Source organism: Kribbella sp. VKM Ac-2569 (genome assembly GCF_004216905.1).
Lineage (GTDB): Bacteria > Actinomycetota > Actinomycetes > Propionibacteriales > Kribbellaceae > Kribbella.
On the sequence record NZ_SGXJ01000005.1, the window covers coordinates 139,002 to 157,351 of the forward strand.

Below are 18,350 nucleotides of genomic sequence, written 5' to 3' on the forward strand. Positions count from 1 at the left end.
CAAACGATTGCGGCCACGATAATCACTTCGTGCAAACGATTGCGGTTTTGTCGGTGTCACGCTCTTGACATCGCCTCGTAACCTCCGTGACCATGAGGGCCGGTCGTTCCATTCGGACGTGACTAGATATTCAGACTGCGCAATTCAGCAGCCGCCCACCGCACCGATTGCGAGGCATGGACGATGACCGAAACTCTTCCGGGCGAATCCCCAGGCTGGTCCAGGCGTGGATTCGTCGGAACCACTGCGGCCGCCATCGGTGTCGCGTCGCTGGGGATCACGCCGACGGCGAGCGCCAGGACCGCCGTCGGCACGAATGTGAACGACGACCGGCTGCCTGCCTTCCCCGGTGCCGAGGGCGCCGGCAAGTGGGCCAAGGGCGGCCGCGGCGGCTCGGTGTACGAGGTGACCACGCTGGCCGATTCCGGACCCGGCTCGCTGCGGGACGCGGTCTCCGCCTCCGACCGGACCGTCGTGTTCAGGGTCTCCGGGACGATCCACCTCGAGACCGGCCTGATGATCTCCGGCAACAACCTGACGATCGCCGGACAGACCGCGCCTGGTGGCGGGATCTGCGTGGCCGGTCACGGCACCGGGATCAAGGGCGGCGCGCACGACATCGTGATCCGCTACCTGCGGTTCCGCCTCGGGGACCTGACCTCGGTGGTGGGCGACGCGTTCGAGACCAACGTGCCGGGCTCGGTGAGCCCCGAGATCCGCAACCTGATCATCGACCACTGCTCGTTCGGCTGGGCGGTCGACGAGTGCCTGTCGCCGTACGGGAACTACGACGTCACCGTCCAGTGGTGCATCGTCTCCGAGGGCCTGGCGCTGTCCACGCACCCGAAGAACCGGCACGGGTACGGCGGTATCTGGGGTGGTGAGCGGAACACCTACCACCACAACCTGATCGCCCACCAGGGTGGACGGCAGCCTCGCTTCGGCTACACCGAGGGCATCAACCTCGAGGTCGACTACTACAACAACGTGGTCTACGACCACGGGTACACGTCGGTGTACGGCGGTGAGTGGGCCAACGGCATCAACATCATGAACAACTTCTACAAGCCGGGCCCGACCACGCTGGACGAGGTCGCACCGGTCGTGGTGAGCGCGAACCGCGGCGGCCAGTGGTACGTCGCCGGCAACGAGGTCGAGGGCTACCCGGACGTCACCGCGCACAACCGCCGCGGCATCCGGTACCCGATCGGCGGGATCGTCGAGCTGGCCGAGCCGCAGCCGATCCCGGGCCGCGGCGACCTGCAGGCGGCGAGCACGGCGTACGAGGCGGTGCTGGCCGGGGCCGGCGCGATCCTGCCGAAGCGCGACGCCGCCGACGCCCGCGTCGTCGAGGAGGTCCGCAACGGCACCGGCCGGCTGATCAACTCGCAGAAGCAGGTCGGCGGCTACCCGGAGCTCGTGCAGACCGAGGCGCCGGTGGACTCCGACCACGACGGCATCCCGGACTGGTGGGAGAAGGCCAACGGCCTCGACCCCAACGACCCGTCGGACGCGCAGAAGATCGCGCCGAACGGCTACACCTACCTCGAGAACTACCTCAACTCGCTGGTCCCGGACCCGGTCGGCAACCCGGCCGTACAGATCACCAGCCCGGCGCAGAACACGACGGTCGCCGGTCGCACCGCGCCGACCGTCACGATCAAGGCCGACGCGTCCCCCGCGAAGGGCGGGCAGCTCGCCAAGGTCGAGTTCTTCAACGGAGACCAGGTGATCGGCACCGCGACACAGGCGCCGTACCAGGTCCAATGGACGAACGTTGCCGACGGCTCCTACTGGATCACCGCACGGGCCACCGACAAGAACGGTACGGCGACCCAGTCGACCGCCGTCCAGGTGCACGTCAACCGGCAGGCCGGTACGACGGGCTGGACGTCGGCGTCGATCGGGAAGCCGCCGGTGCCGGGCTCAGGCAGCCTGGACGGGGGAGTGCTGACCATCAAGGGCTCCGGCCGGATCTACGGGCGGACGAGCAACTTCCACTACGTGTACCGCAAGCTCCAGGTCGGCGGCGCGGGTGCGGTCTCGCAGATCACCGCGCGGCTGGACCAGATCAGCAAGATCGCCAACGGTCTCACCGCGGGCCTGATGATCCGCGACTCGCTGGACCCGGCCGCGCCGTACATGTACGGCGGTATCGGCTTCGGTGTCGCGGGCGGGTACGGCACGGTCAACGACAACGCGAGCGCCGCGCCGACCGCCACCGACGACGGCGGCATGAAGGCGCAGGCGATCCGGATCCAGACCGACGGGTCGGTGCCGAGTGTCGGCCCGTGGCCGTGGGACGACAGCTACCTGGACCCCACGAAGGTGTACTGGCTGCGGCTGCTCCGGCGCGAGCGCCCGCAGGCCCGGGAGGTCGAGTTCGAGGCCTTCATCTCCACGGATCAGGTCAAGTGGGACCGCTTCGGCTACGAAAAGATCATGATGCCGAGCCGGTCCTTCTACATCGGCTTCGCGATCGACGGCGGCAGGGTCGACAACGCCCTCGTCGACTACGGGACCGCGCAGTTCAGCAATATCACGCTCGAGCAGCAGTGAGGTAGAAGACTATGTCTAATAGGTCAGAACGCATGATCGACCGGCGCAGGCTGCTGCAGGGCGGTCTCGGCCTGCTGGCCGTGGCGACCATCCCTGGGTGCGGCTTCTTCGACACCAAGCCGGCCGGCTCCGGCGCGCAGGCCGCAGCGGTCGGCGAGAAAGAGTCGCCGATGCTGAAAGCCCTGGTGGACAAGGGATCGCTGCCCCCACTGGCGGACCGGTTGCCGAAGAACCCACCGGTGATCAAGCCCCTCGCGGGCAAGGCGCAGTACGGCGGAACCTGGCGGTCGGCGATGCTGACCCAGGAGGACACCCAGTGGCTGTGGTACGCGATGCGGTACGAGCCGCTGCTGCGCTGGAAGCCCGACAAGGTCGGCAAACCCGGGTACGACGAGATCGAGGCGAACGTCGCCGAGTACACGGTCGATGCCGAGAGCAAGGTGTACACGTTCACGCTGCGCGAGGGCCTGAAGTGGTCCGACGGCAAGCCGTGTACGGCGGACGACCTGATGTTCACGATCCTCGAGGTGCAGTGCGACACGGGGCTGCACCCGGACGGCCTGTACGACGCCTTCACGTCGCCGGACACCGAAAAGATCGCGAAGATCGAGAAGGTCGACGAGCGAACGATCAAGATGACCTACACCTCGCCGCAGCCGTCGCTGCTCGTGCAGATCGCCGACGCGATCTTCGAGCGTGAAGGCGCCTACGGGATGCTGCTGCCGAAGCACTACTTCCAGCAGTTCCACCTGAAGTACAACAAGAACGCGAACGCACTGGCGAAGAAGGCCGGTGTCGGCAGCTGGACCGATCTGTTCGCGCAGAAGCAGAACCCGTGGACGAACGCGGAGCAGCCGACGCTGGCGCCGTGGAAGGTGACCACCGCGCTCGGCAAGGGCTCCGCGGTCACCCTGACCCGGAACCCGTACTACTGGAAGGTCGACGACCAGGGCCGCCAGTTGCCCTACATCGACAACTGCCGCGTCGAGGTCGTCCAGGACGCCCAGGTCGAGCTGCTCAAGGTGATGAACGGCGAGTTCGGCATGCAGTACCGGAACTTCGGTACGCCGCAGAACAAGCCGGTCGTCGCGCAGAACCGGGAGAAGGGCGGCTACAAGCTCTTCGAAGTTCCGACCCAGCTGACCAACACGATGGTCCTCGGCCTCAACCTGACGCACAAGGACCCGGTGAAGCGGGCGCTGTTCTCGAACAAGGAGTTCCGGGCCGGCCTCTCGCACGCGATCAACCGCAAGGAGGTCATCGACGCGGTCTACGCCGGTCAGGGCGAGCCTTGGCAGGGTGCTCCGCCGAAGGACTCGCCGTACTACAACGAGCAGCTGGCCACGCAGTTCCTGGAATTCGACGCGGCCAAGGCGAACCAGCACCTGGACGCGGCCGGGCTGACGAAGAAGTCGGCGGACGGCAAGCGGCTCGGCGCCGACGGGAAGCCGGTTTCGGTCACCGTACTGGTGAGCGAATCGTTCCCGGACCATGTCGAGGCGATCGAGTTCGTCAAGAAGCGCTGGGCCGCGGTGGGGATCGAACTGCGCACCCAGGCGGTCAGCGAGGACCTCTACAAGGAACGGGTCAAGGGCAACGACCACGACGCCGGGACCTGGACCTGCGGCACGTTCGTACTGCCGACCGGTACCGGTGGTGACCACTACTGGGTGCCGACCAACGACGGCAGCGCGCGGTACGGCATCGGCTGGGCGCAGTGGTACCAGTCGAAGGGCGAGGAGGGCGTGAAGCCGCCGGCGGAGATCCAGAAGCAGATGGAGCTGTTCACCCGGGCGCGGCAGGAGCCGGACCCGGCGAAGACGCTCGACCTCGGCAAGCAGATCCTGCAGATCGCCGCCGACCAGTTCTACTACATCGGCGTCAGCTCGGTGCCGAACACGTACGGCGTCGTGAAGAACGACTTCCACAACGTGCCGGAGAAGATGAGCGAGTCGGTCGCCCCGGGCATCGTCCACCCCGAGCAGTTCGCGATCGGTCAGTAATGCTGCGGTTCGTGGCCCGGCGGCTGGTCTGGATGGTGATCACGCTGGCGGCGATCTCGTTCGTCACCTTCGTGGTCATCAAACTGCCGCCGGGCGACTACACCACCACGGTGATCGCGAACGCGGAGGCCCGCGGCCAGGACATCCCGGACTCGCAGATCGCCGAGCTGAAGCGGCACTACGGGCTCGACAAGCCGTTCCTGGTGCAGTACTTCACCTGGATCAAGGGGGTGGTGCTGCACGGCGACCTCGGGCAGTCGTTCGCCTGGAACCAATCGGTCGCCAGCCTGATCGGCAACCGGGTCCTGCTCTCGATGGTGCTGTCGATAGCGAGCCTGCTGTTCGTCTGGGCGATCGCGTTCCCGATCGGCATCTACAGCGCGCTGAAGCAGTACTCGGGCGGCGACTACCTGGCGTCCTTCCTCGGTTTCATCGGGATGGCCGTCCCGGAGTTCATGCTCGCGCTGGTGATGATGTACATCGGGTTCCGGTACTTCGGCCAGAGCGTCGGCGGACTGTTCTCACCGGAGTACGCCGACGCGGCCTGGAACCTGGGCAAGCTGCTCGACCTGATCTCCCACCTGTGGGTCCCGATCGTGGTGGTCGGGGTCGCCGGTACGGCGGGGCTGATCAGGATCACCCGGGCGAATCTGCTCGACGAGCTGCACAAGCCGTACGTCGCGACCGCCCGGGCGAAGGGCCTGCCGGAGTGGAAGCTGCTGCTCAAGTACCCGGTCCGGATGTCGCTCAGCCCGTTCTTCAGCACGGTCGGCTGGCTGCTGCCCGGCCTGATCAGCGGCGAGACGATCGTGTCGGTCGTGATGAGCCTGCCGACCAGCGGCCCGCTGCTGCTCGGGGCCGTGAAGAGCCAGGACATGTACCTGGTCGGCAGCTTCGTGCTCATCCTCAGCACGCTGACGGTGATCGGCACGATGCTCAGCGACCTCGCACTGGCCTGGTGGGATCCGCGGATCCGCACCCGGTTCCAGAAGGGATAGATCTGAATGGTCCAGCAGACCGAGGCGATCGCACCCGATACGCAGCACGAGGCCCCACCGGAGGTCGTGAAGAGCCTGCGCGACCACGGCGCGCTGCCGCAGTGGCGGCTGATGTGGCGGCAGTTCCGCCGGCACCGGCTGGCGCTGATCGGGTTGATCGTGCTGATCCCGATCTACTTCATGGCGGTCTTCGCCGGCTTCTTCGCGCCGTCCAGCGCCGACACCGCGCACACCGCGCTGCCGTACGCCCCGCCGCAGCGGGTGCACATCTCGGCCGAGCACGGGATGTTCGTGTACGGGTACTCGTCGACGCGTAACCAGGAGACGTTCGAGCAGACCTTCACCGTCGACAAGTCGAAGATCGTCGACGTCGGGTGGTTCGTGCGCGGCGACGAGTACTCGGTCGTGGGCCCGATCAAGTCGAACATCCACCTGATCGGCCCGACGAAGGCCGGCGAGGCGTTCTTCCTGGTCGGCGCCGATCAGTCCGGCCGGGACCTGCTGTCCCGGCTGATCCACGGCGCCCGGGTGTCGCTGTCGATCGGTCTCGTCGGCGTGTTCGCGAGCTTCCTGCTCGGCATGCTGATCGGCGGCATCTCCGGTTACGTGGGCGGCCGGGTCGACAACATCATCCAGCGGATCATCGAGTTCATCATGTCGGTCCCGACGCTGCCGCTGTGGATGGCGCTGTCGGCGGCGCTGCCCGGCAGTTGGGGTCCGTTGACGCGGTACTTCGCGATCACGGTGATCCTGTCGCTGATCGGCTGGACCGGACTGGCGCGGGACGTCCGCGGCCGGTTCCTCAGCCTGCGCGAGGAGGACTTCGTGATGGCGGCCCGGCTCGACGGCGTCGGGCGGACCGGGATCATCTTCGGTCACATGGTGCCGTCGTTCGCCAGCCACATCATCGCGTCGATCTCGATGGCGGTGCCGCGGATGATCCTCGCCGAGACCAGCCTGTCGTTCCTCGGCCTCGGTCTGCAGCCGCCCGCGGTCAGTTGGGGTGTGCTGCTCGAGGGCGCGCAGAACATCCGCGCGGTCGCCACCGCCCCGTGGCTGCTGACCCCGGGCCTCGCGGTCGTGGTCGTCGTACTGGCCATGAACTTCGTCGGCGACGGTCTCCGCGACGCCGCGGATCCCTACAAGTGAGGACCTGACATGCAACCTCTTCTCGAAGTTCGCGAGCTCAGGACCCACTTCGAGCTCAGTGACGGTGTGGTCAAGGCCGTCGACGGCGTCAGCCTGTCCGTACCCCGCGGCCGCACGCTGGCCGTGGTCGGTGAGTCCGGGTGCGGCAAGAGCGTGACCGCGCGGTCGATCCTGCGGCTGGTGGAGAAGCCGGCCCGGATCGTCGGCGGCGAGATCCTGCTGTACGACGACGCGCCGGACACGAAGCCGCTCGACCTGCTGGCCGCGAAGGACAAGCGGCTGCGGCAGGTCCGGTGGGCCGATATCGCGATGGTGTTCCAGGAGCCGATGGCGTCGCTGAGTCTCGTGCACACGATCGGCGACCAGATCATCGAGGCGGTCCGGCTGCACGAGAACGTCGGCAAGCAGGCCGCCCGCGACCGCGCGATCGAGATGCTCGACCGGGTCGGGATCCCGGACCCGAAGCGCCGCGTCGACTCGTACCCGTTCCAGCTCAGTGGTGGCATGCGGCAACGAGCCATGATCGCGATGGCGCTGTCCTGCCGTCCGCGGCTGCTGATCGCGGACGAGCCGACGACCGCGCTCGACGTCACCACGCAGGCGCAGATCCTCGACCTGCTGCAGGATCTCCAGCAGGAGTTCGGGATGGCGATCATGCTGATCACGCACGACCTCGGGGTCGCTGCGCAGGTCGCCGACGAGGTCGCCGTGATGTACCTCGGCGAAGTGGTCGAGCAGGGCCCCGCGTCCGCCGTACTCAGTAATCCCAAACATCCGTACACGCAGGCATTGGTGCGGTCGGTGCCGCGGCTGGGTCTGCGCGGGAAGGACCGGCTGGTCGCCGTACGGGGAACCGTGCCGCCGCCGTACGAGCGTCCGACTGGATGCCGCTTTCATCCGCGGTGCGACTCGTTCATGGCGGGGAAGTGCGACGTGACTGTGCCTGTCCGTGTGCGTAGCGACGAGATCGATGTCGCCTGCCTGCTGTACGGCGAGGAGGAACGATGAGCTTGCTGGAAACCAAGGGTCTGACCATGCACTTTCCGTTGCACGGCGGGTTTCTCGGGCGGAACCGCGGCTTCGTGAAGGCTGTCGACGGTGTCGACCTGTCGATCAAGGCCGGCCGGACGCTCGGGCTGGTGGGCGAGTCGGGCTGCGGCAAGACGACGCTCGGCCGCTGCATCGTCCGCGCGTACGAGCCGACCTCGGGCAGCATCATGTTCGACGGTGTCGACCTGGCGCCGTTGAGCGAGAAGCAGCTGAAGCCGTACCGTGCGCAGGTCCGGCTGATCTTCCAGGACCCGCACTCCTCGCTCGACCCACGCACGACGCTGCGCGACATCATCGCCGAGCCGCTGCGGGTCCAGGAGTCGGGTTCGCGCGACGAGATCGACGACAAGGTTGCCTCGCTGCTACGGCGCGTCGGACTGCGAGCGGAGTACGCGCACCGCTACCCGCACGCGTTCAGCGGCGGCGAGCGGCAGCGCGTCGTGATCGCGCGGGCCCTCGCCACCGAGCCGCGGCTGGTGGTCGCGGACGAGGCGGTCAGCGCCCTCGACGTCTCGGTCCGGGCCCAGATCCTCAACCTGCTGCGCGATCTGCAGGAGGAGTCCGGCCTCACCTACCTGTTCGTGTCCCACGACCTCGGCATCGTCGAGCACGTCGCCGACGACGTCGCGGTGATGTACGTCGGCAAGCTCGTCGAGAGCGCGTCGACCGAAGAGCTCTACTCCAAGCCCTTGCACCCGTACACCGAGGCGCTCCTGAGCGCCGTACCGGATCCCGACCCCGCCTCCCGCGGGCAACGCGAGCGGATCAAGCTGCTCGGCGAGATCGCGGATCCGTCCAGGGTGCCGGCCGGCTGCCCGTTCCATCCCCGGTGCGGGTACGCCGAAGCCCGGTGTGCGTCCGAAGTCCCGCAGCTGCGCGAGATCGGTGGCCGCAAAGTCGCGTGCCACCTTGCCGAGCAGCTGGATCTGATGGGTGTCCTCACGGCCACCACCGCCCCGTAAGAGAGGTCTTCTCATGTCTGAAGGAAACATGTCCCGTCGTGGACTGTTACGCAATGGCGCCCTGATCGGTGGACTCGCCGCGTTCGGCGGTGCTCTGCAAACATCCCCCGCGGCCGCCAGCTCGACCAGTGCGATCCCGCGCGCAGCTGCTCAGTCCGCGGCCGGTGTCGTGGACATCCCGAACAAGTACAACGTGCCGTTCTCGGTCGCCGACGACGAACTGTTCGTGTTCGCCGCCAACTTCAAGCCGTTCGAGCTCGGCGGCAACGACGACGGGCGGGAGGCGCACCGGTACTTCGACGCCGTGTTCGGGGACGCCATCCGGGCCAAGTTCCCGAACATCAAGCTGAAGTACGCGACCTGGGACTACCCGATCCGGTACGAGGACATCGCCAAGGCCGGCCGGGTGCCGGACCTGATCCTGGAGGACCCGCGGCTGCGGATCGACCGGGACCTCGAGCCGCTCGGCTGGACGCAGGACATCACGTCGCTGGTGCAGGGCGCCGGCATCGACCTGACCAAGCTGAACGTCGGCTCGGTCGAGCAGATCAAGTCCCGCTCCGACGGCGGCCTGTACGGCGTCCCGCTGTGGATCGACGAGAGCCTGCTGTTCTACAACAAGCTCATCTTCGACAAGTTCGGGGTGCGGTACCCGACCTCCGGGTCGACGTACGACGACATCTACAAGCTGGCCCAGAAGCTCACCCAGCAGGTCGGGATCGACCACTACAAGGGCTACATGCAGCACCCGGACAACTACCTCGCGATGAACCAGCTCGGGCTCTACCCGTTCGTGCCCGGTTCGAGCGAGCAGCCGGCGCCCGAGGACGTCAAGGTCAACCTGACGAGCGCGGAGTGGAAGTCGGTCGCGAACAACCTGCACCGGTTCCTGATGATCCCGCGGAACAACTTCACCACGGTGGACGACTTCTTCAAGGGCGACATGAGCTTCCCCGGCCACCTGGCGATGGCCGTGAACAACCTGTCGAAGCTGAACGCGTACGCGCTCAGCTCCTACTACGTCGAGGAGGACGACGCCGCGCAGTTCGCCGAGTGGGCGAAGAGCGTGAAGATCGGCGTTACCTCGATGCCGGTGCTGTCCCGCGGCTCGAACACGATCTACCAGCCGGACACCCGCGCGGCGTTCATCCCGCCGCAGTCGAAGCTCCAGTCCCAGGCGCTGGACGTGGTCAAGTACCTGGTGTCGGAGGAGATGCAGACCCGCATCTCGTCGTACGGCATGAAGGGAGTGCTGAAGACAGACGCCGTCGTGAACGCGTTCGGCACGGCGATCCCGGAGCTGGCGGCCATCGACACGTCGGCCGTGTACTGGGGCGAGAACGCGGTGATCAAGAACTACCAGAACACCGAGTACTGGGACATCCCGCTCTACAAGGTCTTCCGGCAGCACGTGCTCAAGGACGGCATGGACGTCGACTCGTCGCTGCTGGTCACCGAGACGCAGGACATCCCCGACTACATCAAGGCGCAGGTCGCCCGCGGACTCACATGGTGAACGACCCCAGGTTCGACGGCCGCATCCGCGAGGGTGCGGCCCTCCTGCCCACCATCCATCCGGGCGACAGCCACGCCGCGACGCTGGTCGAGACGGCGAACGGCGACCTGCTGTGCGCCTGGTTCAACGGCCCGGGGGAGGGCGAGCCGGACACCAACATCGTCCTGTCCCGCCTCCCCGCCGGCATGGACACCTGGCTGCCACCCGAGCCCATGTCCTCCGACCCACGCCGCTCCGAACAGAACCCATTGTTGTTCGTTACTCCGGACGACGACGTCTGGTTGCTGCATACGTCCAACGAGCCGCACGACCAGTCGACCTCACGGGTGATCCGCCGCGTGTCCCACGACGGTGGTCTGTCGTGGGAGCGGAGCGAGGTGTTGTTCGACCATCTCGGCAGCTTCATCCGCAACCCGGTCGTTGTGTTGAGCAACGGTGACTGGTTGCTGCCGGCGTACGACTGCGACAAGACCGCCGAGCGGACCGTTCTCCAGCTCAGCACCGACCGCGGTGAGACGTGGTCGACAGTGGACTTGCCGGACGCGGTCGGCCAGGTGCAGATGAGCGTCGTCGAGCTGTCGCCCGGTGAACTCCTGGGGTACTTCCGCAGCCGTGCCGCCGACCGCATCCACCGGTCGGTGTCGAAGGACAACGGCCGGACCTGGACCTCGCCGGAGCGCACCACCCTGCCGAACAACAACTCGGCGGTCCAGGTGCTCCGGCTGGCCGACGGGCGGCTCGTGATGGTGTTCAACGACTCGTCGGCGGATCGCGACCAGTTCCGTTGGGTCGACGACGGCAAGGGCGGCGTACGGCGGAAGACCTTGCGGACCCCGCTCACGCTGGCACTGTCCGAGGACGACGGCGCCACCTGGCCGTACTGGCGGAACCTGCAGGTGCAGGACGAGGAGTACCGCGAGAACGAGTTCGGCTACTCGTACCCGACGCTGCTGCAGACCCGCGACGGGCATTTGCACGTCGCGTACTCGTACCTGCGCAAGACCATCAAGCACGTGATCCTGGCGCCCGAGTGGATCCAGGCAGGAGACCGATTGCCATGAGTATCGAGAAGTGGGGCCTGCACGAGCTCACGCTGTCTGGGCCTGCTGAACTGTCTGGCGGGAACCCGTTCGCCTTGGAGTTCCAGGTCACGTACCAGTTCCGGAACCGGATGGTGACCGTCGACGGCTTCTACGACGGCGACGGGACGTACCGGGCGCGGTTCTCGCCGGACCGGGAGGGGGAGTGGTCGTACATCACGTCGAGCTCCGCTCCCGAGCTCGACGGCCAGCGCGGGAGCTTCGTGTGCACCCCGCCGGGGCCCGGGAACCACGGACCGGTCGACGTACTCGGCAGGCACCACTTCTCGTACGCCGATGGCACGCGGTACGACTGCATCGGTACGACGTGTTACCACTGGACGTACGAGTCGAAAGAGCTCCAGGAACTGACGCTGGAGTCGTTGCGCTCGGCACCTTTCGACAAGGTCCGGATGTGTCTGCTCCCCACGGACGGGATGCGACCCGAGCGCACGCCGTTCGCCGGATCGACGCCTGGTTCGGTCGACGTGGATCGGTACGACCCCGTGTTCTTCCAGGAGTTCGAGGCGCGGGTCGCGGACCTGCTGGCCATGGGCATCCAGGCGGACCTGATCCTGTTCCACCCGTACGACCGCGGCGTGTGGGGCTTCGACCGGATGACGCCGGCGCAGGACGCGGCGTATCTCCAGTACGTCGTCGCGCGGCTGGCGGCGTACCGGAACGTCTGGTGGTCGCTGTCGAACGAGTACGACTTCAACCACGAGAAGACGATCGCGGACTGGGACCGGCTGCTGCAGCTGGTGCAGCGGTACGACCCGTACCAGCGGCTGCGGTCGATCCACAACGGGACCAAGATGTACGAGGTCTTCACGCCGTACGACTTCGGCAAGCCGTGGATCACCCATCAGAGCGTGCAGCACTGGGACGGCGCCGAGGTCGCGGCCTGGCGGGACTGCCCGAAGCCGGTGGTGATCGACGAGATCGGTTACGAGGGCAACGCCGGCCGCCGCTGGGGGAACCTGACCGCGGACGAGATGGTGCACCGGTTCTGGCAGGGCATGTCGCTCGGCGGGTACGTCGGGCACGGCGAGTCGTTCGTCGACCGGGAGACCCGCGCGTGGATCTCGATCGGCGGCCGGCTGTACGGCGACAGTCCGGAGCGGATCGACTTCCTCCGGGCCGTGTTCGCCGGACTGCCGCGGCAATCGGACGGCGAGGTCGACGCGGACCGCTGCGTCCTGCACTACCTCGGGGACCGCCAGCCGTCCGCGGTCGAGCTGGATCTGCCGGACGGCTCCCCCTTCCACTTCGACCTGATCGACACGCGGGCGATGACCATCACCCCGCTGGCCGAGTACTCCGGCCCGAGCCACATCCCACTGCCCGCCACCCCGTACCTCGCCCTGAGAGGGACCCGATGACGTCAGTAGCACGCTGGGACGTGCTCGAACTACCTGTGCCCGGTCCGGCCGGCGTGCTGTTCCGTCACGCGTCCGGCGCCACCGCTTACGCCGAACCGTTCCAGTCGGGTGACGGGTGGGTTGTCCGCTACAGCCCCTCTCTGGAAGGCGTTTGGTCGTACGACGGTGGTTCGCTGGAGTGCACGCCCGCGACCTCACGTGGTCCTGTCCGGCGTGCCGGCACCACGCTGCGGTGGGCGGACGGTACGCCGTACCGCCCACTCACGACCGCGTGGTTCGGCGACCCGCAGCAGTGGGCCGCTGCCCGCCCCGCGCTCGCGGCCTCGCCGTTCAACCGCGTCCGGTTGCGGGTGTCCGACGGCATCGAGGAGCAGGTCCGTGACCTGCTGGCCGCAGACATCGTCGCTGACATCGTCCTGCCGACGGACTCGTCTGTTGTTCGTGCTGCGGTGAATCGGCTGGCCGCCTACCGAAACGTCACCTGGTGCCTGGAGTCCGCTGACAAGTCGCGGGAGCTGGCCGAGCTGATCGCTGAACTCGACTCCAGCCATCACTTGATCTCGATGCATGAGGCAACCGATCCGGGACCGCCCTGGCTGACCCACCTGAGTGTCCGGTTGGAGAACCTCCGTGGTGTGTCGGCGTTGCGCCTGGCTCACGACAAACCTGTCTTCGTCGACGCGTGTGGCCACGAAGGCAACGGCACCACCCCCGACACCAGTCTCCGCCCTGAGGAGATGCTGACCCGCATCTGGGAAGGGACGGTTCGCGGAGCGTACGTGACGCACGGCGAGTGGTACGTCGACCCGTCGTCCGTGAGCCTGGTGCCGTGGTCGGACGGTGGCAGCCGGCCTCGTGGCGTCGTCGCGCAACGGCTGCGGCTGTTGCGGGAGGTGCTGGACGAGTTGCCCGATGGTGTGGAGCCTATTGACGACTACCGTGACGCTCCGACGCTGGCGGTACCCGGCTCGTACTACCTCCAGTACCTCGGGGAGCACCAGTTCCCGGACCGGACGTTCTCGCTGCCCGAGGGCGAGTACGACGTCGACGTACTGGACGTGTGGAACCACTCGGTACGCCGTACTCGCGAGAGCGTCGCTGGTGCTGGCACGTTGACGGTTCGGTTGCCCGGCACGCAGTACCAGGCCATTCAGATCCGCCGGACGTCCTGATGCCCGCGCTGACGTCTGGTCCGCGCCAGGCTTCGTTGCGTCGCACACCGGACGGTGTGGTGCTGGAGCTCGGCCAGGTCGACGGGCCGCTCTACGTGGAACGCGCGCTGGGCGACCTCCTCACCTGCTCGGCCGGTCACCCCTGGCAGCCCAGCCCGCTGGCGCCTCCCGACGGGTGGTGGATCTCGCGGCGGCCGGGCGAACACCGGGCGGGCTGCCGGACCGGACCGCTCGCAGTCGAGGTGCGGTTGGCGTTCGACGACGGCGACCGGCTGGATCTCGAGCTCCGGTGGCGCAACACGAGCAAGCGCCGCGTGGCTGACCTCGCCGTCGGGCTGCTGCTCGACCTCGGCCGGGTGAAGGACAGCCAGCTCACCATCCCCGGCCTGATCTACAACGACAACCCGTCCGCCGACCCGGCCCGCGCCGTACCGCGGATCGGGCCCACCCCCGGCGGCGGCTTCGTCGCCGAGGAGGACCGGCTCCCGATCCCCGGCGTCAACCTCGAATGGCGCGAGGGTCGCGAACGCCGTTGGTTGTCCGTCATCTCGCGCCCGCAAGCACGCCGCTCGGGCGACGGCCAGGTCCGGTACGGCTCGCTCGGCGCGATCCGGCAGGACGGTCCGGTGATCGCCGCGCTCAGCGGCGTACTGATGTTCGACGGCAAGCAGGACGTGCGGTACGTCAGCAAGGCCGAGACCGAGGCGACCGACGACGGGTACCTCACGCTGCGGCCCGGTGAGGTCTACGCCCAGCGCTTGGTCCTCGACTGGGGACCCCAGGAGCTCCGCGGTCACGCGTTCCGGCACCTCGTTGAGAGTGCCCGCACGCTCTTCACCGCCGATGGTGCACGCGGCCTGGCTCTCGACGAGCTCATCACCTTGAAGACGGTTGCCCTGGACAACCGGTGGTGCCAGTCCGGGACCGTGGCCGGCTACACCAAGTTCAGCGACATCCCCGGCAACGGGCCGCGCAAGTCTCGGCATTTCATGTACGGCTGGACCGGTCAGGCGTTGAAGCTCGCGTGGTGCGACGCCCAGGTCGGCTTCAACACCCGGGACCGGCTGCGCATCGACCGCTGCCGCGCGGCCGTCGAGTTCTACCTGGCCGGCAGCCCGACACCGACTCCGGGCCTACGCCACAACGCGTACCAGGTCAGCACCCGCCGCTGGACCAGCTTCCGCACCGGCAATCGCCCAATGGTTTCCAGCCGAGCGTACGGCGAAACCATCAGCGACCTGGCCGACGTCATCACCCTGTTCCGCGACCACGACGAACCCGTCCCACCCTCCTGGCTCAACGCCCTCGAAGAAGCCATGACCTTCCTCCGCGGCACCGCTCAGTTGGCTGACGGGACCTTCCCGGTGGGATGGCGACTCGACGGCACCCCGGCTGCGACGACGATCTCCGCGGCGGGCATCCCGTGCGTACTAGCTGCTCTGAAGGCCTCGTCAGTCCTCGACTCTGCCGAGCTGTTGGCGGAGGCAACCATCTGGCTGTCCCGCTACCACGACCAGCACGCGCGGACCTTCGACCGCCCGTTCTCCCGCTCCACCCTGGACGCGGCCTGCGAGGACAAAGAAGCCGGCATGTACTACTTCATGGCCGCCTACGAACTCTTCCGCCGCACCGGAGACCCGCTGTACGCCACCTGGTGCGAAGTAGCCGCCGACTGGCTCCTCACGTGGGTGTACGTCTGGTCCCCGGAACAGGACGAGGACTCACCCCTCCACGCTGCAGGCTTCAACGCGATCGGCTGGCCGACCGTCAGCGTCCAGAACCACCACCTCGACGCCTTCTTCCCGACGTACGAACTCCTCTCCTTCGGCCTGAGCACCAACCGCCCCGCGTACGTCGCCGCCGCGCGAACCACCCTCCACGCGTTGAGCCAAAGTGTGGCCACCGCCCCGAATGACTGGAACTTCCCCCTCCCCGGCGAACAAGGCGAAGCCGTCTTCCAGACCCACTGGCAACGCCGAGGCCACACCAACACCTGGAACCCCAGCTGGGTAATCGCCGTGCCCTTGGCCAACGCCCTCCGAGTCCAGTCGCTTGAACCGACCGATGACTGACTACCTGATCACCGACTACGGAGGCTGCGCCGACGCCGATTGCACTGCGGCGATTGCGAAGGCGATCGACGCGTGTGCGCTGACCGGCGGGCGCGTCGTCGTACCCGACGGTGAATTCGTCACCGGGCCGATCCGGCTTCGCAGCAACGTCGAACTGCATCTGTCCGCCGGCGCGACGCTCCGGTTCCACACCGACCCGACGGCGTACCCGATCGTCCGCACCCGTTGGCAAGGAATCGAGTGCTTCAGCCACTCACCTCTCATCTACGCGTACGACGAATCGGACATCGCGATCACCGGCACCGGCACCCTCGACGGCGGTGCGAGCACAGACAACTGGTGGAGCAACACCCGCCCACGCACCGACTGGGAGCGCCTGCTCCGCATGGTCGAAGCCGATGTACCCGTCGAGGACCGCATCTTCGAACCCGGTCACGGCTTCCGCCCGAGCTTCATCCAGCCGCACACCTCCCGTCGCGTGCGCATCGAAGACGTACGGATCGTCAACGCCCCGATGTGGGTAGTACACCCGGTCTTCTGCACCGACGTACTCGTCCGCGGGATCACCGTCGACTCCCTCGGCCCGAACAACGACGGCTGCAACCCCGACTCCTGCGAGAACGTCGTCATCACCGGCTGCTCGTTCACCACCGGCGACGACTGCATCGCCATCAAGTCCGGCCGCGACGCCGACGGCCGCCGCGTAGGCCGCCCGTCCCGGAACATCCTCATCGAATCCTGCCGCTTCACCACCGGCCACGGAGCCCTGACCATAGGCAGCGAAGCCTCCGCCGGAGCATCGAACATCCAAGCCCGAGACCTCCACATCACCACCCCCGCGGGTGGGCCGGTTGTTGGTGCGGGGGTTGACCATGCATTGCGGATCAAGACGAACTCTTTGCGTGGGGGTGTGATCGAGCACGTCATCGTCGAGAACGTCGTCGCCGACGCGGTCACCACCTCCGCGATCCTCATCACCACCCGGCACGCGGAACCGGAACAGTTCGGCGGCCACGCTCCCGTCGTACGCGACATCACCGTCACCAACCTCGCCGTACGCTCAGCGCCCCGAACCGTCGAGATCCACGACACTCCCCAGGCACGCGTCGAATCCTTCACCCTGACCACCTCTGAAACTCCGTGAACAGGTCGATGTCGCCCAGCTGTCCCGGCTTCAACAACACCTCCAGGCCATCAAGGGCCGGCACCGCAGAAGCCGCCCGACACAGATGCACCCCTGGCGAGATGGGCCGCGGAGACCCAGCGAGCTCGAGCGCACTAATCGCGAGCTGCCGCAGCACCTGACCAGACGTATCCCCACCAGCCACAACAACCCGCCGTACGCCGGCGCCCGCAGTCACGCTCCGAACGACCTCGGCCAGCGCACTCGGCACCCGCCGGAGCTCATCGGGACCGAGCTCATTCGTGTGTACGACGACACCCTCAGCACCCGCCGAAAACGCAGCAACCGCCCGCACCGAGGCCTCTTCGCCGAGCGGCAGCACCGTCCACCCGGCAGCCCGCGCATGCTCGATCTGCTCGGCAGTACGCCTCGACTGACTACCCGACACCACCAACACCGGTCCGCCGACGCCAGACGTACCCGAGCCAACAGCCCCACCACCAGGCCGAAGGGCCAACCCCAACGCCCGAGACAGCCCACCCGACCCGATAGCAAACGTGACTTCGGCCGCGGTTCTGTCCCGCAGAATCACTTTCCCGAGAGCCCGCAGATCCTCGTCAGTCAACGCATCCAACACCACCGCACCAACCCCACCGGTCGTAACAGGAGAGTGGGTAGTGGGTCGAGTGGGTTGGGGGTTGGTGAGGGCTGTGTAGGTGGTGGGGAGGTTGGGGTAGGCGGTCAGGTGGAGGGCGGTCAGGTGGAGGGTGGTTTGGCTTGCCAGGTGGTGGCGGAGGTCGGATTCGTGCATGGGGGTGGAGGGGTGGGTGGACATGGTGGGCTGGCGGTCGAGGCGGTGGATGGTGCCGGCTTCGGCGGCGAAGTGATGGCTGAAGACTGTGTAGCGGCCCAGCTCCGGTTGCGCGATGAGGATGGGGACGACACCGGGACCACAGACCTCACGTCCGATCTCCAGAGCGCGTCCGATACTGCCGCGGGTGGGGGAGGAGTCGGCGGTCGAACAGACCTTGTACTGCAGTACGCGCGGCCCAAGATCCCGCAACGCCTCGAGCACCGGCCGCAGCTCGGTCTCCTGTTCGTCCGGCGGCAGCGATCGTGCGATTCCAGCGACCCCGATCACGTCGTACCGCTCGGCCAGCTCCCGCAACTCAGGTGCCGACGGCAACGTCACGAGCAACACCGCCCGCAGCCCGACCCGAGCGAACTGCACCATCGCATCCGTCGACCCAGTGAAGTCGTCCCCGTAGAACGCCGCCTCAACCAC

Annotated in this window: 13 protein-coding genes; 12 read left to right on the forward strand and 1 reads right to left on the reverse strand. The window is 67.3% G+C overall.

Annotation, left to right across the window (positions count from 1 at the left end):
• Positions 1-183: 183 nt before the first annotated feature.
• The 12 genes from EV649_RS31685 to EV649_RS31740 are packed head-to-tail and all read left to right on the forward strand — an operon-like array spanning position 184 to position 17,086.
• Positions 184-2,559 (forward strand): Ig-like domain-containing protein, encoded by a 2,376-nt coding sequence (locus EV649_RS31685; protein ID WP_130387332.1) that lies wholly within the window; start codon positions 184-186, stop codon positions 2,557-2,559.
• A 32-nt stretch (positions 2,560-2,591) separates the two neighbouring features.
• Positions 2,592-4,562 (forward strand): ABC transporter substrate-binding protein, encoded by a 1,971-nt coding sequence (locus EV649_RS31690; protein ID WP_157996357.1) that lies wholly within the window; start codon positions 2,592-2,594, stop codon positions 4,560-4,562.
• The gene (locus EV649_RS31695; protein ID WP_130387334.1) at positions 4,562-5,560 is read left to right on the forward strand and encodes an ABC transporter permease; all 999 of its coding nucleotides are present in this window, start codon (positions 4,562-4,564) and stop codon (positions 5,558-5,560) included. Before EV649_RS31690 ends, EV649_RS31695 begins: the two co-directional genes overlap by 1 nt.
• A 6-nt stretch (positions 5,561-5,566) precedes the next feature.
• Entirely contained in the window at positions 5,567-6,709 is a 1,143-nt protein-coding gene (locus EV649_RS31700; RefSeq protein WP_130387335.1) for an ABC transporter permease, read from the forward strand.
• 9 nt (positions 6,710-6,718) lie between these two features.
• A complete protein-coding gene (locus tag EV649_RS31705) occupies positions 6,719-7,717 on the forward strand; it encodes an ABC transporter ATP-binding protein (protein WP_130387336.1) in 999 nt (332 codons plus the stop codon).
• Positions 7,714-8,721, forward strand: a complete 1,008-nt coding sequence (locus EV649_RS31710) for an oligopeptide/dipeptide ABC transporter ATP-binding protein (protein ID WP_130387337.1) — start codon at positions 7,714-7,716, stop codon at positions 8,719-8,721. Before EV649_RS31705 ends, EV649_RS31710 begins: the two co-directional genes overlap by 4 nt.
• Before the next feature lie 28 nt (positions 8,722-8,749).
• The gene (locus EV649_RS31715) at positions 8,750-10,237 is read left to right on the forward strand and encodes a hypothetical protein (protein ID WP_206751595.1); all 1,488 of its coding nucleotides are present in this window, start codon (positions 8,750-8,752) and stop codon (positions 10,235-10,237) included.
• Positions 10,234-11,298, forward strand: a complete 1,065-nt coding sequence (locus EV649_RS31720; protein WP_198682803.1) for a sialidase family protein — start codon at positions 10,234-10,236, stop codon at positions 11,296-11,298. Before EV649_RS31715 ends, EV649_RS31720 begins: the two co-directional genes overlap by 4 nt.
• Positions 11,295-12,698, forward strand: a complete 1,404-nt coding sequence (locus tag EV649_RS31725; RefSeq protein ID WP_130387340.1) for a DUF5060 domain-containing protein — start codon at positions 11,295-11,297, stop codon at positions 12,696-12,698. The genes EV649_RS31720 and EV649_RS31725 overlap by 4 nt, the downstream gene beginning before the upstream one ends.
• Complete coding sequence (locus tag EV649_RS31730) at positions 12,695-13,870, forward strand: DUF5605 domain-containing protein (protein WP_130387341.1); 1,176 nt, start codon at positions 12,695-12,697, stop codon at positions 13,868-13,870. The genes EV649_RS31725 and EV649_RS31730 overlap by 4 nt, the downstream gene beginning before the upstream one ends.
• Positions 13,870-15,942, forward strand: a complete 2,073-nt coding sequence (locus EV649_RS31735) for a hypothetical protein (RefSeq protein ID WP_130387342.1) — start codon at positions 13,870-13,872, stop codon at positions 15,940-15,942. The genes EV649_RS31730 and EV649_RS31735 overlap by 1 nt, the downstream gene beginning before the upstream one ends.
• Complete coding sequence (locus EV649_RS31740; protein ID WP_130387343.1) at positions 15,935-17,086, forward strand: glycoside hydrolase family 28 protein; 1,152 nt, start codon at positions 15,935-15,937, stop codon at positions 17,084-17,086. The genes EV649_RS31735 and EV649_RS31740 overlap by 8 nt, the downstream gene beginning before the upstream one ends.
• Here EV649_RS31740 and EV649_RS31745 read toward each other — a convergent pair.
• Positions 17,058-18,350, reverse strand: a complete 1,293-nt coding sequence (locus EV649_RS31745; RefSeq protein ID WP_198682804.1) for a four-carbon acid sugar kinase family protein — start codon at positions 18,348-18,350, stop codon at positions 17,058-17,060. The two genes, EV649_RS31740 and EV649_RS31745, sit on opposite strands and share 29 nt — an antisense overlap.

Bases quoted from the DNA above. Each gene is read 5' to 3' on its own strand.
- EV649_RS31685 (WP_130387332.1), top strand. From the start codon at position 184: ATGACCGAAACTCTTCCGGGCGAATCCCCAGGCTGGTCCAGGCGTGGA.
- EV649_RS31690 (WP_157996357.1), top strand. From the start codon at position 2,592: ATGATCGACCGGCGCAGGCTGCTGCAGGGCGGTCTCGGCCTGCTGGCC.
- EV649_RS31695 (WP_130387334.1), top strand. From the start codon at position 4,562: ATGCTGCGGTTCGTGGCCCGGCGGCTGGTCTGGATGGTGATCACGCTG.
- EV649_RS31700 (WP_130387335.1), top strand. From the start codon at position 5,567: ATGGTCCAGCAGACCGAGGCGATCGCACCCGATACGCAGCACGAGGCC.
- EV649_RS31705 (WP_130387336.1), top strand. From the start codon at position 6,719: ATGCAACCTCTTCTCGAAGTTCGCGAGCTCAGGACCCACTTCGAGCTC.
- EV649_RS31710 (WP_130387337.1), top strand. From the start codon at position 7,714: ATGAGCTTGCTGGAAACCAAGGGTCTGACCATGCACTTTCCGTTGCAC.
- EV649_RS31715 (WP_206751595.1), top strand. From the start codon at position 8,750: ATGTCCCGTCGTGGACTGTTACGCAATGGCGCCCTGATCGGTGGACTC.
- EV649_RS31725 (WP_130387340.1), top strand. From the start codon at position 11,295: ATGAGTATCGAGAAGTGGGGCCTGCACGAGCTCACGCTGTCTGGGCCT.
- EV649_RS31730 (WP_130387341.1), top strand. From the start codon at position 12,695: ATGACGTCAGTAGCACGCTGGGACGTGCTCGAACTACCTGTGCCCGGT.
- EV649_RS31735 (WP_130387342.1), top strand. From the start codon at position 13,870: ATGCCCGCGCTGACGTCTGGTCCGCGCCAGGCTTCGTTGCGTCGCACA.
- EV649_RS31740 (WP_130387343.1), top strand. From the start codon at position 15,935: ATGACTGACTACCTGATCACCGACTACGGAGGCTGCGCCGACGCCGAT.